The organism is Shewanella corallii (assembly GCF_023349125.1).
Taxonomy (GTDB): Bacteria; Pseudomonadota; Gammaproteobacteria; order Enterobacterales; family Shewanellaceae; genus Shewanella; species Shewanella corallii.
Genome location: NZ_JAKIKT010000005.1, coordinates 23,753 through 38,936, shown reverse-complemented (window position 1 = coordinate 38,936; position 15,184 = coordinate 23,753). Strand labels below are relative to the sequence as shown.

Here is a 15,184-nt window from a genome sequence, read left to right as displayed (position 1 = left end):
CGCTGTAACTCAGCAGGGCTTTTCTAGTTATATGTAGAGATTTTATAAACAGAGCGTTCAGGCAACCTCAGCTCTGGTGATCACCTTCATCAGCTCCAGAGGATGATCGATAATCGCTAAAGGTGAGGCTGTCTTAAGCTGCGCTATGGTGAATGCACCATAACTGACACCCACGGCATCCATACCTATGTTGTTGGCCATCTCCAGATCCATCAGTGCATCACCGACCATCAGTGCCCGGGATACAGGGACGTCTAGCTCATTAAGCAATTGCTCCAGCATCAGTGGATTGGGCTTACTCAAAGCTTCATCTGCACAGCGACTGGCGACGAAGTAGCCTCCCAGCTCCGACTCTGCCAGTAAGCGGTTAAGCCCTTCCCTGCCCTTGCCCGTGGCGACAGCCAATTTATACCCCTGGGCTGAAAGGGCCTCCAGCAAAGACTCGACCCCTTCAAATATTGGACTTGGAGTAGAATCCAACTCCACATAGTGGCGACGATAGCCTTCAACAAACAGTGGGATATCTCCTTTTACCTGCTCGCCAAACAGACGTGTCAGCGCCTCTTCCAATGAATAGCCAATGATACTGCGGATGGCATCGTCGGTTGGCACATCCAGGTCATATTCAAGTGACAGGCTTTTAACGCAGGCAAGAATCTTGGGCACTGAGTCCATCAAGGTGCCATCCCAGTCAAAAATCACCAGGTCATAGTGGGCGGGGAGCTGATTAGTAGCCTGAGTCATGGAGGGGTTAATCCTTTAAAATACTGCTTGAAACAAAAGCCGGGGGTCATCCCGGCTTTATTCAGTTCATTGCCTGATTACTGCTTGGTTTTGGTCAGTTTAGCCAAAGTGGCTTCAAGATTTTCATCCAGAGGCGCCTTCACCGTCATATACTCTTCAGTCTCAGGGTGAATGAACTTGAGTTGAGCGGCGTGCAGGAACAAACGACTCAGTCCCTGTTCGCGCATGCTGTCGTCAAACTTCTGCTCGCTGTACTTATCATCACAGGCAATAGGATGCCCGGCATACTGACAGTGAACCCGAATCTGGTGGGTACGCCCCGTCACAGGGCTGGCCTGGACCAAGGTGGCACCATGATAATGCTGCATGATCTTAAATCGGGTCTCGGAAGGCTTGCCCTCCTTGTTTACCCGCACGATGCGTTCACCGGATTTCAGCGTCAATTTCAATAAAGGCGCTTTAACCACTCTTTCGTGAGCCTGCCAACTGCCACGCACCAAAGCCAGATAATCCTTCTGCATCTTTTTATAACGCAGCTGGTCGTGCATATGCTTCAGGGCGCTGCGCTTCTTGGCGATCAACAAAATCCCTGAGGTGTCTTTATCCAGACGGTGTACCAGCTCCAGGAACTTCTGGTCAGGATAAAGTACCCGCAGGGCTTCAATCACACCATAATCCACACCACTGCCACCATGCACGGCAATACCTGCGGGCTTATTCAGGGCAATCAGGTGTTTATCTTCATAAACGATTCTGTTTTTCAGCTGGGACACCCGGTTCAGCCCGGCGGAAGGCGCTTTACGCTCATCGCGCTCGGCGACACGAACAGGTGGAATACGCACCTGATCTTCCATCTGCAGCTTATATTCCGGCTTGATACGCTTTTTATTGACCCGAACCTCGCCCTTGCGAACGATGCGATAGATCATGCTCTTTGGCACGCCTTTCAGTTGAGTCATCAGGAAATTATCGATTCGCTGTCCGGCGTGATCTTCATCGATGCTGACTATCCGGACCTGCTGTTGGGCTTGTTCTTTATTCATGGTGGACCACTTCATTAACACGGCGCCATTGTACATCAGACAGGGTTCATTTGCGGCTTTCCATTGCTGATTTTTTTGATTGTTGCTATATTTCACCGACGAATGGGGAAAATCCGCGACTAAAGTCAGTGGCAAATGTACCATTCATCAGTGGGTTGACAGCAAATTCATAAAACTCATCTCTGGTCGCAAATCACTGATTTGCAAACCTTGGAAGAAGGTAAAATAGAGAAAATACAGGTTTTTAAGGTTAAACCGGAATGAGACTGCCATTTGCAGTTCATAATTTGCTCACAAACCGCACCGAACTCGAATAAAATGTTAACCGGTCGTCAGACAACAGAGATCGACTTCGGCATTAACGGACTTAGCTAGAAATTTATGGGGTTGGTTGACGTTTTACAACGAATTCCTTGTTTTTGTATTTATTTAAAAATAAGCCATAAATTGGATGCGACACGCAGCGATGCGTCTAACAGAAATGCGCTCCCCCTTGCCTGCAGACCAGCCGTGAGGCTGTAGATTATCCATGCGCAGGCCCGTAATGCAGCGATCACGTTGCTGATGACATCTAAAGAAGAATGACGTCATCATGAAACGTATGTTAATCAATGCAACTCAATCGGAAGAGTTGCGTGTTGCCCTCGTTGACGGGCAACAGCTTTATGATCTGGATATCGAAAGCCCAGGCCATGAGCAAAAAAAGGCTAATATCTACAAAGGTAAGATCACCCGCGTAGAACCCTCCCTTGAAGCTGCCTTCGTCGATTACGGCGCTGAGCGTCACGGCTTCCTTCCCCTGAAAGAAATTGCCCGCGAATATTTCCCCAAAGGCTATGCATTCCAGGGCCGCCCCAACATTAAAGAGGTGGTACAGGAAGGTCAGGAAGTTATCGTACAGATCGACAAAGAAGAACGTGGCAACAAGGGCGCAGCCCTGACCACCTTTATCAGTCTGGCGGGTTCTTACCTGGTATTGATGCCAAATAACCCACGTGCAGGTGGTATCAGCCGTCGCATCGAAGGTGATGAGCGTAACGAGCTTAAAGAAGCCATGTCTGCGCTGGAAGTACCACAGGGCATGGGTCTGATTGTCCGCACCGCAGGTGTTGGTAAAGAAGCTGCTGAACTGAAATGGGATTTGAATGTCCTGCTGCACCACTGGGCTGCTATCAAAGAAGCTGCCGACAGTGCGCCTGCACCATTCCTTATCCATCAGGAAAGTAACGTTATCGTGCGTGCTATTCGCGACTACCTGCGTCGTGACGTTGGCGAAATCCTGATTGACCACGCCAAAATTTATGAAGAAGCCAAACAGCATATCGGTTTGGTTCGTCCTGATTTCGTTGAGCGTGTTCGCCTGTACAAGTCTGAAGTACCTCTGTTCACTCACTATCAGATCGAGTCTCAAATCGAGTCTGCGTTCCAGCGCGAAGTGCGTTTGCCTTCCGGTGGCTCTATCGTTATCGATCCAACAGAAGCACTGACCTCAATCGATATCAACTCTGCCCGCGCAACCAAGGGCGGCGATATTGAAGAGACCGCACTGAATACCAACCTGGAAGCGGCTGACGAGATCGCCCGCCAGTTGCGCCTGCGTGACCTTGGTGGTCTGGTGGTTATCGACTTTATCGATATGACACCAGCCCGTCACCAGCGTGAAGTTGAAAACCGTCTGCGTGATGCTGTTCATCAGGATCGTGCCCGCGTTCAGCTGGGCCGTATTTCCCGCTTTGGTCTGATGGAAATGAGCCGCCAGCGTCTGCGTCCATCTTTGGAAGAGTCTGCTGCTCACCTGTGTCCACGCTGTCATGGCCAGGGCACCATTCGTGGCACCGAATCTCTGGCGCTGTCTATTCTGCGTCTGATGGAAGAGGAAGCAATCAAAGAGAACACTTCTCAAATTGAAGCAATTGTTCCTGTTGATGTTGCCGCCTTCCTGCTGAACGAAAAGCGTAAAGCTATCCGTATCACTGAACAGCGTCATGGCGTTGAAGTATACGTGATCCCTGATTCTCATATGATGACCCCTGAATACAAGGTTATCCGTCACCGTAAAGATGATGAGATTCAGGAAGCAAGCTATAAGCGTTCTGAGACCCCTGAGCGCAAACTGTACGAGCCTCGCAAGCTTGAGCGCGCTGCGCCGGCAGAACCTGCACTGAAAGGTTTCTCTGCACCTAAGAATCCACCTGAGCAAGCTGTTGCTGCCAAGCCCAAGGCTAAACCTCAGCGCCAGGCCAAGCCTGCTGAAGAAAAGCCAGGCCTGCTGAGCCGTCTGTTCAAAGCGATTGGCTCCCTGTTCTCCTCTGACAACAAAGAGGAAGAAACCAAGAAGTCCCGTAATGAGCAGTCTGGTAAGCGCGGTCAGTCCAACACCAACCGCCGTAACCGCCGCAATGATAACCGCCGCAACCGCAATGCTGACGGTGAAAAAGCTGATGGTAACCAGGACAAGCGTCGTGGCAACAAAGCTGACAACGCCGGCGAACAACGTTCAGAGCGTAAAGAGCGTAACCCACGTAATAAGGACAAGCGTCAGAAGGATCAGGTTAAAGAGCGTGATACCGAGCAGACTGCAAAGTCCGACAAGCCTGAGCAGGAAGCCAAGCAGCCTAAACAGGAAGCCGTTCGTGAACGTCGTCAGCGTCGTAACATGCGTCGTAAAGTGCGTATGGACGATGGTGCTCAGGAAGCGGAAGTAAAAACCAACCAGGCATCTGACACAGCTGAAGAGCAAGCGACTCAGGTTGAAGCCAAAGAGAACAAGCGTAACCAGCGTCGTCGTAAGCCTGAACAGGCTGACAACGCTGTTGAAGCAGAAGCAACCAAAGCCGAAGTAGAAACCAAGGCCGCGGAAGTGACTGCCCAGAGCGCTCCTCAGGAAACTGCCGAGAAGCCTCAGGTTGAGAAAGTTGAAACAACTGACGCAACTGAAGAGTCTGGTGAAGATAAGCCACAGCGTGACAGCCAGCGTCGCAGCCGTCGTAGCCCACGTCATCTGCGTGCTGCCGGTCAGCGCCGTCGTCGCGATGAGCAGGAAGCTGCTGCCAAGCAGGAATCTGACGAATCTGCTGAAGTTACAGTGGTTGAAGCCAACGAAGAGATCATCGAAGTGGCTTCTGTACAGGCTTCTGCTCAGGAAACTGCGCAGCCTGAAGTGAAAGCCGAAGAGACTGTTGAAGTTAAGGCCGACGCAACTGAAGTTAAAACAGAAGCTGTTGAAGCGAAAGCGGAAAAGCCAGCAACTCCAGCTCGCAAGGCTCAGGCAAGCTCCGCCTCTGCAGCCCCGGCTCGTCCTACACCTGTAGCCAAAGCTGAAGTAAAAGCAGAAGCTCTGAGCGAAGACGCAAGCGCCAAGCAGGAAGCTGTGGCAGAAACCAGCGCTGCTGCGGAGGCTGAAAGCAAGGTTGAAGTCAAAGCTGAAGCTCAGACTGAGGTTGCTGAAACAGTGGCTGCACAGCCAGCTCCTGAAGCCAAAGTTGAAGCTAAAGCTGTTGCTCAGGAAACGGTAAAGACTGAAGAAGCAACTGCAGAAGTTGTTGAGGCTAAGGTTGAAACCCAGGTTAAGGCTGAAGTGGTTGAGGCCAAAGTCGAAACCGAGAGCAAAGCTGAAGCGGGTGAAGCTAAGGTCGACACTGAAGCCAAAGAAGCAGAAACTTCTGTTGAAACCGAAGAGAAGGTTAAACAGGCTTCTGCACCTATGGCCAAACCGTCAGTACAGATGCCAACACGTCAGCCAGCTGCTGTTAAAGCCGTTGAGCAAGCTGATACTGTTGAAGCCCCGGCACCAGCCGAAGCCATAGAGCCAAAGAGTGTTGAAGCTGCTCCTGCAGCGAAACCTTCCGGTAGCCGTTTTGGAACCATGGTGTCTTCTCAGACCACCAAACCAGAAATCGATACCCGTGCTCAGGTTGAAACACCTAAAGGTCGTGAATACCAGCCTGGCAGTGCCGAGCAGAGCCAGAGGGTAAGCGGTAACCAGGCAAACTCTGAGATGGCACGTCCGTAACAGAAGTTTTGCCGACAAGAAAGCCATGCAATTGCATGGCTTTTTTATTGCCCGAATAAATCACAGGTGAAATTTAATTCACCCTGATTACTGCGGCCAATGTCATTTTCTGTTAGTATGCGCGGCTTAAAATTTATAACCAGATCACATATATACCAATTTGTTCCTATGATGGAATCTGTTGGTTTCAGACATTAGAGGTCCAATGTTCGATATTATTCGTCACAAGACAGCCAGCCATAAGGCAGATCTGCTTTCCGGTCTGACCGTGGCTTTGGCTCTGGTTCCCGAAGCGGTTGCTTTTGCCTTTGTTGCGGGTGTGGAGCCTATGGTCGGTCTTTACGCCGCCTTTATTATGGGATTGGTCACCGCAGTGATTGGCGGACGCCCCGGCATGATTTCCGGCGCGACCGGCGCTATGGCGGTAGTCATGGTGGCACTGGTTGCAGAGCATGGCGTGCAATATCTGTTTGCCGCTGTGGTGCTGGCCGGTCTTATTCAGGTTACTGCCGGTGCATTCAGACTGGGTAAGTTTATTCGTATCGTGCCCTACCCAGTGATGATTGGCTTTGTAAACGGACTGGCTATTGTGATTTTCCTGGCGCAATTGGGCCAGTTTCAAGTCCCGGATGCCAAAGGAGTCATGCAGTGGCTCCCTATGAATGAGCTGGTGATCATGTTGGGACTGGTCGCCCTGACCATGGCAATCATTCACTTCCTGCCTAAAATCACCAAGGCAATTCCTTCATCACTGGCTGCAATTTTGACTGTGACAGCCATTGTGGTGGGTATGGATCTGGATACCCGCAATGTACTGGACTTCCTTAAGGGTATGAGTGGCAATGATAACGCGACTATCGCAGGCTCACTGCCAAGTTTCTCTATTCCGTCGGTGCCATTTACGCTGGAAACCTTAAAGATCATCTTGCCCTACTCTTTCATTCTGGCTGCCGTTGGCCTGATTGAGTCTTTGCTGACACTGACAGTGGTAGATGAGATGACAGGGACCCGTGGCCGCTCCAATAAAGAGTGTGTTGGTCAGGGTGCAGGTAACATCATTTCCGGCTTCTTCGGAGCCATGGGTGGCTGCGCCATGATTGGTCAGTCCATGATTAACATTAACTCAGGTGGACGGGGCCGATTGTCAGGTATCACAGCTGCACTGGCGCTGCTTGCCTTTATTCTGTTCGGTGCTGCCTTTATTGAAATCATCCCGCTGGCTGCACTGGTGGGCGTGATGTTTATGGTGGTACTTGGCACCTTCGAATGGGCCAGCTTCAATATGATGAGCAAAGTGCCGCGCTCCGATGCCTTTGTGATTGTATTAGTGACTGTGGTGACTGTGTTTACCGACCTGGCATTTGCCGTATTCGTCGGTGTTATCGTATCTGCACTGGTATTTGCCTGGCAGCACGCCAAGCATATTGGCGTCAACACCCACACCAATAATCAGGGTTGGAAGGTGTATGAACTTAATGGCCCGCTGTTCTTCGGCTCGGTTGCCAACTTCCTGGAGCTGTTTGATGCCAAGCAGGATCCTGAAGATGTGATTGTAGACTTCGGCAACTCCCGGGTAGCTGATCATTCAGCACTGGAAGCCATAGATACTCTGGCTGAGCGTTACACAGCTGCCGGTAAACGCCTGCACCTGCGTCACCTGTCACCTGACTGTGCCAAGGTACTGAAAAAGGCCAAAGGCCTGGTGGAAGTCAATCTGCTTGAGGATCCCTCCTACAAGGTTGCAGACGACAAACTGGACTCTTAAGCGAGTGTATTAAAAAAGGCGGGTTACCCCGCCTTTTTTGTGTCCGCTAACTAAAAACCAAATCTAAGACTTCAGTTTATCCGCGAACAGGGCTCTAACCTTATCAACCTTGGGCGCAATAACCAGTCGACAATAACCCTGCTGAGGGTTGCGGGCAAAATAGTCGTCATGGACCTCCTCCGCCGGGTAAAAGCCTGAGTAAGCGACAAGTTCAGTGACCAGTGGCGATGACCAGAGACCAGACTCATTGAGTTTGGTTATAACCTCTGAAGCGACATCCTGCTGACTGGCATCATGGGCAAAAATCACACTGCGATACTGAGTGCCTACATCATTGCCCTGACGATTCAGCGTGGTCGGGTCATGGCTGGTAAAAAATACTTCCAACAGCTCTCTGAAGCTAATTTCCAGTGGATTAAATTCCACCTGAACCACTTCAGCGTGACCTGAATGCCCACTGCAAACACTTTTATAGTCAGCTTTTTCAGGCGAGCCGCCCGCATAACCTGACTTGACGCTGATAACCCCCTTAAGGTTGCTGAATACTGCCTCAATACACCAGAAGCAGCCACCACCCAGGGTTGCCAGTTCAGTCCTGTCGCTTGATTCTTCCATATCATCTTTCCCCTTGAATACCATGGAGACAGAGTTAACACAGTGGCGCAGGTTTTTGGGAGTGAGATACTCCCCCTGAAATACGTGCCCCAGATGACCGCCGCAGTTGCTGCAGACAATCTCTGTTCTGTGTCCATCCGCATCCATATGTCGGGTTACTGCACCGGGGATCTCGTCATCAAACGCAGGCCAGCCACAATGTGCCTGAAACTTGTGTTCAGAGAGATATAGCGGCGCATCGCACTTTCGGCAGTGATATACACCGGCGGCGTCATGAGTATGATACTCCCCGCTGAATGGACGCTCAGTGCCTTTTTCTTCAATGACATAACGTTCAAAGTCAGTCAATTTACGCATAATTGCCGCTCTCCTTCTGTTAAAGGGACAGTTATAGACCTGAATGCCCTGCCCTTTATTTCATTCCTCTACTTTACTTTAGGCCTACGTGAATCACATCCTTTAGATCATCTTGATTTGCGTCACATTTATCGAACGGGTAAAATCCCAGCGGCAAATAACAGTGAAGTGACTGCTCATGAAATTATCAGTGATAGATTACCGCGCAGCGGACAGCGCAAAACAGTTTGTGGATTCACTGCGAAATACAGGTTTTGCAGTATTAAAAAACCACCCGATAAACCAGCAATTGGTAGACCGCATATACCAGGACTGGCAAGCTTTTTTCGATGGTGAAAACAAGCTTGAGTATCTCTTTAACCCTGAAACTCAGGATGGATTTTTCCCGGCTGAAGTGTCCGAAACCGCTAAAGGGCATACGGTAAAAGACATCAAAGAGTATTTTCATGTCTATCCCTGGGGCCGTATTCCGGATTCATTGCGTCAGGATATTCTCGCCTACTATGCCAATGCCAACACCCTGGCGACAGAGCTGTTGGACTGGGTCGATCAGGAGTGTCCTGAAGAGGTGATGACCGGCTTCTCCATGCCATTACCGGAAATGATCCTGGACAGCCAAAAGACGCTGCTTCGGGTTCTGCATTATCCGCCGTTGTCAGGCACAGAAGAGATAGGCGCTGTGCGTGCTGCAGCCCATGAAGATATTAACCTGCTGACCATTCTGCCTGCGGCCAACAAGCCTGGCCTGGAAGTTAAGACCCGTGATGGCCAGTGGCTCGAAGTCCCCTGTGATTTTGGCAACCTGATTATCAACAGTGGCGACATGCTGAAAGAAGCCTCAGCCGGATATTTCCCCTCCACCACCCACAGAGTGGTGAACCCTAAAGGGGCTGATACAGGAAAATCCCGTTTGTCTTTACCTCTGTTTCTGCATCCAAACCCCAATGTGGTGCTATCTGAGCGACACACTGCCAGCAGTTACCTGCAGGAAAGACTGCGTGAACTGGGTGTTATCTGAGCACCCTGTCACCTAAAGAGCGCCTGAGGGCGCTTTTTTTATGACATGAGTACATTAAAGGCTACAATAAGCGCCGCAATACAACCCGCAGAGGATAATCTTCCCTATGGCCATTCATTGGTTTCCCGGTCACATGCACAAAGCCCGCAAGGAAATTGCCGAGGCTATGCCCCAAATCGATCTGGTGATTGAGGTACTCGATGCCCGCATTCCCTTCTCCAGTGAAAACCCTATGGTGGCTCAGCTCCGGGGTGATAAGCCCTGTATTAAGCTGCTGAACAAGTGTGACCTGGCAGATCCTGAAGTCACCGCCAAGTGGGTTGAATATCTTGAGCAGGAGCAAGGTGTAAAGGCGATGGCAGTCACCACACTGCAACCCGCCATGATTAAGAAGATTCCCGATCTGTGCCGCAAGCTGGTGCCTGAGCGCGTCGGCCAGGAAAAGAAGTTGCGCACCATGATTATGGGCATCCCCAACGTGGGTAAGTCCACCATTATCAATACCCTGGCGGGTCGTACCATTGCCAAAACAGGTAACGAACCGGCAGTAACCAAGGCTCAGCAGCGTATCAATCTGGGCGATGGTATCGTACTGTCAGATACCCCGGGGATCCTCTGGCCCAAAGTGGATAACGAAGCCTCAAGCTATCGTTTGGCCGTCACCGGCGCCATTAAAGATACGGCAATGGAGTATGAGGATGTCGCCATGTTTGCCGCCGAATATTTCCTGCAGGCTTATCCTGAAGCAATCAAAGAAAGATATAAGATTGATGAATTGCCAGAGACAGATATCGAGCTGCTGGAAGCTATAGGTGCCAAACGCGGAGCCAAACGTGCAGGTGGTTACATCGACCTGCACAAGGTGTCGGAGCTGCTGCTGCATGAATTTCGCAGTGGCAAGATAGGCTTGCTGTCACTGGAAACTCCTGAGATGGCGGAAGTAGAGAAAGCGGAAGTGGAACGCATTCTGGCAGAAAAAGCAGCCGAAAAAGAAGCCAAGAAAGCTGCAGAGAAGCTCAAGCGCTCCGGTAAACGTCACTGATATTCTCTCATATACAAAAAGCCTGCATTGCAGGCTTTTTTACTATCCGGGGCCTTCTATTTAGCTGTCAGTTTATCCAACCACTTACCGCAAGCTTCCTCCAACAGATCGAGCACATGCTCAAAACCCTGTTCACCACCATAATAGGGATCCGGTACCTGAGTCTCATTGCCCTCACAGGGGGCTAACATCAGCGCCAATTTTGATTGGTACTGAGACGGGCAACGCTGAGCGAGATCCTGCAGATTCTTGTTATCCGCCGCTAAAATCAGATCAAACAGTTCAAAATCCGCATCATTGACCTGACGGGCGCGGATCCCGGAAAAATCGTAGCCTCTCGCTTCGCCTGCTGCCTGACTGCGGGGGTCAGGCTTTTCACCGGCGTGATAAGCAATGGTTCCCGCCGAATCAATCCTGACATCCACTCCCCGTTCCGTCGCCATTTTCCGGCATACAGCTTCAGCCGTTGGCGAACGGCAAATATTTCCCATACATACAAACAGCACCGAAGGGGTCATGATCACTTCCTGTCCATTGAATCAGCGTGCCAGCATACCTTATGAATGACAGCGGCCTCAATCCGGGGACCTGACACGGTAAAAACCGGCAAATCTCGGCAGCCCGTTTGAGGTCAGGCCACGGTATTGAAATGTCACCAAGCTGCCAATTGGTGGAGGGTTTGCACGGTCTGCATCGCTGAACCCAGTTCCCAATCTGAATTCCCGGCCATCCGCCATTTGCACCAACAGGGCTCCCATCATGCCCTGGTATTTGCCTTTACCGGGAAGATGGGCAAGCACCCGGGCTTCCGCGTCATATAAAGGCTTAAGTTTTAGCAACTGCTTTTGTCTGCCGTCCCGATACTCCGCATTCTGATGGTGCAACATCAGACCTTCTGCACCTGCTTTAACCCTTTCATCGAGCAAAGCATTAAGCTCTTCAAGGCTGCCAAGCCTGAACTGGGCAACAGGCCTGATATGGGTTTGTCCTTCAAGTAGTTTCAGCAATAGGTCATAACGTTGGGAGAACGGCAGCTGTGGGTCCGGCATATCAAACACCATAAAGCGTACCTGCTGCCAGAGAATATCATCAGCAGCATCGCTGCGAACCAAAGCCGACACTTCATCAAACCGGTTACGCCCCAACCATATTTCACCGTCTAACCGGATATCAGGCCAGCCTTGAGTAAACCACTTGGGTAGCGGCACTGTGCGGCCAGAGCGAGTCAGCATTTCGGTACCTGTCCAGCGCCCTCTGACACCATCGAGTTTCTCACTTACCAGATACTGCTCAATGGCAATATCTTCTCTGAAACTCGTTGCCAGTTGAAGCGCGCCGGAATCCGGGGTATCCGCCCAGCCTGGGTTGGCCCCTGCTAAATGCAGAGCCAAGCTAAATAAGGCGGTGACAATGAATCCTTTCATCTTGTTCCCTCATTTTTCTGTCCCAAAAAGCTTAGTCCAGCTGACGCAATTCGTGGGTCGCAAAATCTATAATCCACATACTCAGCTAAGACTCTGGGTGTTATACTCGCAGGCATTTTTCCGGTACCACTGAACGACTTGCACAATGAAACCCGCCAATAATCACGGACTGAAACGAATTTTTCGCGCCACAGGCTTTTCCATCAAAGGGCTGAGCGCAGCTTGGAAACATGAAGCAGCCTTTCGTCAGGAGTTAATTCTGGCGATACTCATGTTGCCTGTCGCCCTGTTGGTGAATGTATCCGTCCCGGAAAAACTCCTGATGATTTTCACCCTGTTTCTGGTGCTTATCGTAGAGTTACTCAACTCAGCAATTGAAGCTGTAGTGGACAGAATAAGCGATGAAATTCACCCCCTATCAGGCCGGGCCAAGGATATTGCTTCTGCTGCAGTGTTCCTGTCACTGTGTCTGTGCGGCCTGACCTGGGGCGCAATCCTGCTGCCGCTGCTGTTTTGATAGAAAAGAGCGACGACTGTTGATAGCAAAAAGCCACGACTCAGGTCGTGGCTTTGTTGTCTCAGTATGATTCCGGCTTTATAACAGTTAGTCTTGTTTAACCACCTGACTCAGCAATTTCACCGCCGAGCGAATAATCTCCAGTCGGTCATTCTCTCCCCAGTAGGCCAGATATAAACTGCGGCTCAGTTCTCTGGCACCCTCGACCAAATGCAGCTCGCCGGATTCCAACAAGCCGGTAACCATATTTTTAGGCAAGAAAGCGGTAGCACCATTGGCCCGCAGAAAGTCCAGTGCTATTGCAGCGCTGCCGGTATGCATAATCGGAATGGGCAATTCAGCAAACTCTTTGGCGTGCTGGATATTGAACACGGTTCCCCAGTTCACCTTGATATAGGGCAGCTCTGCCGCCTCTTGCAGTGTTGCTGGACCGGCGCCGGATACCAGACAAAGCTCTATCTCTCCCAGTTTAATCGCTTCCAGTTCATCCAACTGAGGGGCATCGAAGGAGATCATCATATCCAGGGTTCGGGCCAGTAACTGTCTGCCCATCACGGTATGAGGTAACTCTTCTGTACGCAGTGCAACGCCATCAAGTCCATCGTGCAGTGTCTGCAGCGCCCCCTGCAGGTAAGCGCTCCATACATTGGGGGCTATGCCCACAGCCATCTGCATACTTTGCTCACTACTGAGAGAGATATCCTGCTTGGCTCTTTCCCAGGCGGTCAGAATCGCTTCGGCGTGGATCAACATCCGCTCACCTGCGCTGGTAGGTTGGATATTGTTTCGCTGTCGCTCAAATAGCTCGACGCCCAGCGCACTTTCCAATTGTTTGACTCTGAAACTGACCGCGCTGCGGGTCAGAAACAGGTTGTCGGCAGCCTTGCCGAAGTGACGGGTGCGGGCTACCTCAAGGAAGGTTTTCAGCAGATCTGTGTCCATAAAAAATTCTTTACCGAGAGCGACAAATTATTTTGATTTATAAATCAATGATACTCACCAATACTCTGCGTGGATATCTTTGCAATCCAATACTGCGAACTGATTAAAGGAATAACCATGGCCAGAACAGTTTTACCCCCTGACCTTGCCAGCATGGACCAAACATTGAGTGCCCACGCCGGATTTATCTGTCAACGTAAATTTTACGATGATGTGCATTTCCCCAGAGGCTTCAGCCGTTGTGGTGACTTCACCACCAAAGAGGCCGGAATACTGGAAAATCATGGTTGGGCCATGAGGGAGCTGGCTGAAGGCAAGCGCCTGCCAGTGACCGTAGAAGAGACTCAATTTGTTGAAGTTTTGAGTGGTAAACGCGTTGCAGAGACTTTATTCGAGCTTATTTGGCTGAAATATTGTAGACTGTGTAATCGCAAGCCCTTCTACTCCGTAAGTGACAGTCCACGGAGTCAGGGGCTGAATTCAAGTAACATATTGTACGACCCGGACGACTCTCATTATCGAGGGCTTGAGGAAGACTAATGAAAATTGAGGTTTGCATCTAATGCGCGGCTGGATTTTATATAAAGAAACCGCCACCCTGCTGAAACCTGAATTGTATGAAATCGAACGCCTCCTGGAAGCAGCAAAAGCGGACAACATTGAGTTGGAAGTGTACGCGCCAGAAGACTTTGATCTGACGGTAACCAGAGAGGACAGTAAGAGTATCTTGTTGAACGGGCAACCAGTTGAGTTGCCCGATTTCATTATTCCACGGATGGGTTCAGGTACCACCTACTTCGCATTGGCAATTATCCGCCACCTGGAAAGGCTTGGGGTTTATTGTTTGAACTCATCCAAGGCGATTGAGACAGTTAAAGACAAACTGTTTTCTCAACAGCTGTTGGCTGAAAAGAACCTGCCTACGCCTAAAACCATGTTGGTGAAATTCCCCGTGGATATCGCTCTTGTTGAGCGTCACCTGGGCTTCCCTGTGGTCATTAAGACACTGTCTGGTTCTCAGGGCAGTGGTGTATTCCTGTCCCACAAGGCACGGGAATTTGATGACCTGATGCAGTTGATTGAGGCAACCAACAAAAATGCCAACATCATTCTGCAGGAGTTTATCTCCAACAGTCACGGACGTGACCTGCGCGTGTTCACCATAGGTGGACGAGTGGTAGGTTGCTATGAGCGCCGTGGCCAGGAAGACAGCTTCAAGGCCAACGTCAGCGCCGGCGGCTCTGCCCGTCCGTTTGATGTGACGCCTGAAATCGAGTGGCTGGCAACTCAGACTTCCAACGTGTTGGATCTGGATGTAGCCGGTATCGATCTGCTGTTTGACAACGGCCACTACAAAATCTGTGAAGCCAACTCTTCACCAGGTTTTGAAGGCCTTGAGTCCTGTCTGGATGTGGATATTGCTCAGCAGATTCTGCACTTTATCCGTATCCGTCTGGGTATGTTTAACAAGGACGCTGCCTGCAGCCCCAAAGTTACTCAACCAGCAAAAGAGAAGATAGAGCGCACCAAGGTGATCAAAGAGATCAAAAGTGCAGAGTAAGCTCTGACTTAATGAATAAACGCAGCTCAGGCTGCGTTTTTTATTGCCTGAAACAGAATAAATTTCATCCACTGCATTGGCAGACCCACCCAAGCCACATTATTCTTAGTTTCATAACATCAATAACCTACCTCGCCTGAGTCC

At 50.4% G+C, this 15,184-nt stretch carries 13 protein-coding genes; 7 read left to right on the top strand and 6 right to left on the bottom strand.

Translation table 11 applies throughout. The annotated features are described in order from the left end of the window. Positions 1-57 precede the first annotated feature (57 nt). A complete protein-coding gene (locus tag L2725_RS13255; RefSeq protein ID WP_249249408.1) occupies positions 58-744 on the bottom strand; it encodes an HAD-IIIA family hydrolase in 687 nt (228 codons plus the stop codon). Positions 745-821: 77 nt separating this feature from the next. Beyond that, positions 822-1,787 carry a 23S rRNA pseudouridine(955/2504/2580) synthase RluC gene (gene rluC, locus L2725_RS13250; protein WP_249249407.1) on the bottom strand — a complete coding sequence of 322 codons (966 nt, stop codon included), beginning with the start codon at positions 1,785-1,787 and terminating at the stop codon, positions 822-824. Positions 1,788-2,379: 592 nt separating this feature from the next. Here rluC and rne point away from each other — a divergent pair. Further along, positions 2,380-5,799 carry a ribonuclease E gene (gene rne / locus L2725_RS13245; protein ID WP_249249406.1) on the top strand — a complete coding sequence of 1,140 codons (3,420 nt, stop codon included), beginning with the start codon at positions 2,380-2,382 and terminating at the stop codon, positions 5,797-5,799. 205 nt (positions 5,800-6,004) lie between these two features. After that, positions 6,005-7,564 carry a SulP family inorganic anion transporter gene (locus L2725_RS13240; protein WP_249249405.1) on the top strand — a complete coding sequence of 520 codons (1,560 nt, stop codon included), beginning with the start codon at positions 6,005-6,007 and terminating at the stop codon, positions 7,562-7,564. 63 nt (positions 7,565-7,627) lie between these two features. Here L2725_RS13240 and L2725_RS13235 read toward each other — a convergent pair whose 3' ends face one another. Beyond that, positions 7,628-8,536, bottom strand: coding sequence for a bifunctional methionine sulfoxide reductase B/A protein (locus tag L2725_RS13235; RefSeq protein ID WP_249249404.1), 909 nt, complete (start codon positions 8,534-8,536; stop codon positions 7,628-7,630). Positions 8,537-8,714: 178 nt separating this feature from the next. Here L2725_RS13235 and L2725_RS13230 point away from each other — a divergent pair, with 178 nt between their 5' ends. Beyond that, entirely contained in the window at positions 8,715-9,554 is an 840-nt protein-coding gene (locus tag L2725_RS13230; protein WP_115137675.1) for a 2OG-Fe(II) oxygenase family protein, read from the top strand. 106 nt (positions 9,555-9,660) lie between these two features. Further along, complete coding sequence (gene ylqF, locus L2725_RS13225; RefSeq protein WP_115137674.1) at positions 9,661-10,596, top strand: ribosome biogenesis GTPase YlqF; 936 nt, start codon at positions 9,661-9,663, stop codon at positions 10,594-10,596. A 56-nt stretch (positions 10,597-10,652) separates the two neighbouring features. On the opposite strand, the gene L2725_RS13220 is transcribed toward ylqF, so the two are convergent. Next, positions 10,653-11,114 (bottom strand): low molecular weight protein-tyrosine-phosphatase, encoded by a 462-nt coding sequence (locus tag L2725_RS13220; RefSeq protein WP_249249403.1) that lies wholly within the window; start codon positions 11,112-11,114, stop codon positions 10,653-10,655. A 57-nt stretch (positions 11,115-11,171) separates the two neighbouring features. Further along, positions 11,172-12,020: a DNA ligase gene (locus tag L2725_RS13215; protein WP_249249402.1), complete on the bottom strand. Its 849-nt coding sequence runs from the start codon at positions 12,018-12,020 to the stop codon at positions 11,172-11,174. A 145-nt stretch (positions 12,021-12,165) separates the two neighbouring features. Between L2725_RS13215 and L2725_RS13210 the strand changes: the two genes are divergently transcribed. Continuing rightward, positions 12,166-12,537 carry a diacylglycerol kinase gene (locus tag L2725_RS13210; protein ID WP_248937066.1) on the top strand — a complete coding sequence of 124 codons (372 nt, stop codon included), beginning with the start codon at positions 12,166-12,168 and terminating at the stop codon, positions 12,535-12,537. 87 nt (positions 12,538-12,624) lie between these two features. Here the strand turns inward: L2725_RS13210 and L2725_RS13205 are convergent, their stop codons facing one another. Then, complete coding sequence (locus tag L2725_RS13205; RefSeq protein WP_249249401.1) at positions 12,625-13,479, bottom strand: LysR family transcriptional regulator; 855 nt, start codon at positions 13,477-13,479, stop codon at positions 12,625-12,627. A 117-nt stretch (positions 13,480-13,596) separates the two neighbouring features. On the opposite strand from L2725_RS13205, the gene L2725_RS13200 reads away from it, so the two are divergent. Together L2725_RS13200 and L2725_RS13195 are read left to right on the top strand one after the other, a co-directional pair. Further along, positions 13,597-14,019 (top strand): MaoP family protein, encoded by a 423-nt coding sequence (locus tag L2725_RS13200; protein ID WP_205407347.1) that lies wholly within the window; start codon positions 13,597-13,599, stop codon positions 14,017-14,019. A gap of 22 nt (positions 14,020-14,041) precedes the next feature. Next, positions 14,042-15,040, top strand: a complete 999-nt coding sequence (locus tag L2725_RS13195) for an ATP-grasp domain-containing protein (protein WP_248937064.1) — start codon at positions 14,042-14,044, stop codon at positions 15,038-15,040. Positions 15,041-15,184: the final 144 nt, after the last annotated feature.

Bases quoted from the DNA above. Each gene is read 5' to 3' on its own strand.
- L2725_RS13255 (WP_249249408.1), bottom strand. From the start codon at position 744: ATGACTCAGGCTACTAATCAGCTCCCCGCCCACTATGACCTGGTGATT.
- L2725_RS13220 (WP_249249403.1), bottom strand. From the start codon at position 11,114: ATGACCCCTTCGGTGCTGTTTGTATGTATGGGAAATATTTGCCGTTCG.
- L2725_RS13210 (WP_248937066.1), top strand. From the start codon at position 12,166: ATGAAACCCGCCAATAATCACGGACTGAAACGAATTTTTCGCGCCACA.
- L2725_RS13235 (WP_249249404.1), bottom strand. From the start codon at position 8,536: ATGCGTAAATTGACTGACTTTGAACGTTATGTCATTGAAGAAAAAGGC.
- rluC (WP_249249407.1), bottom strand. From the start codon at position 1,787: ATGAATAAAGAACAAGCCCAACAGCAGGTCCGGATAGTCAGCATCGAT.
- L2725_RS13205 (WP_249249401.1), bottom strand. From the start codon at position 13,479: ATGGACACAGATCTGCTGAAAACCTTCCTTGAGGTAGCCCGCACCCGT.
- ylqF (WP_115137674.1), top strand. From the start codon at position 9,661: ATGGCCATTCATTGGTTTCCCGGTCACATGCACAAAGCCCGCAAGGAA.
- L2725_RS13195 (WP_248937064.1), top strand. From the start codon at position 14,042: ATGCGCGGCTGGATTTTATATAAAGAAACCGCCACCCTGCTGAAACCT.
- rne (WP_249249406.1), top strand. From the start codon at position 2,380: ATGAAACGTATGTTAATCAATGCAACTCAATCGGAAGAGTTGCGTGTT.
- L2725_RS13200 (WP_205407347.1), top strand. From the start codon at position 13,597: ATGGCCAGAACAGTTTTACCCCCTGACCTTGCCAGCATGGACCAAACA.
- L2725_RS13240 (WP_249249405.1), top strand. From the start codon at position 6,005: ATGTTCGATATTATTCGTCACAAGACAGCCAGCCATAAGGCAGATCTG.
- L2725_RS13215 (WP_249249402.1), bottom strand. From the start codon at position 12,020: ATGAAAGGATTCATTGTCACCGCCTTATTTAGCTTGGCTCTGCATTTA.
- L2725_RS13230 (WP_115137675.1), top strand. From the start codon at position 8,715: ATGAAATTATCAGTGATAGATTACCGCGCAGCGGACAGCGCAAAACAG.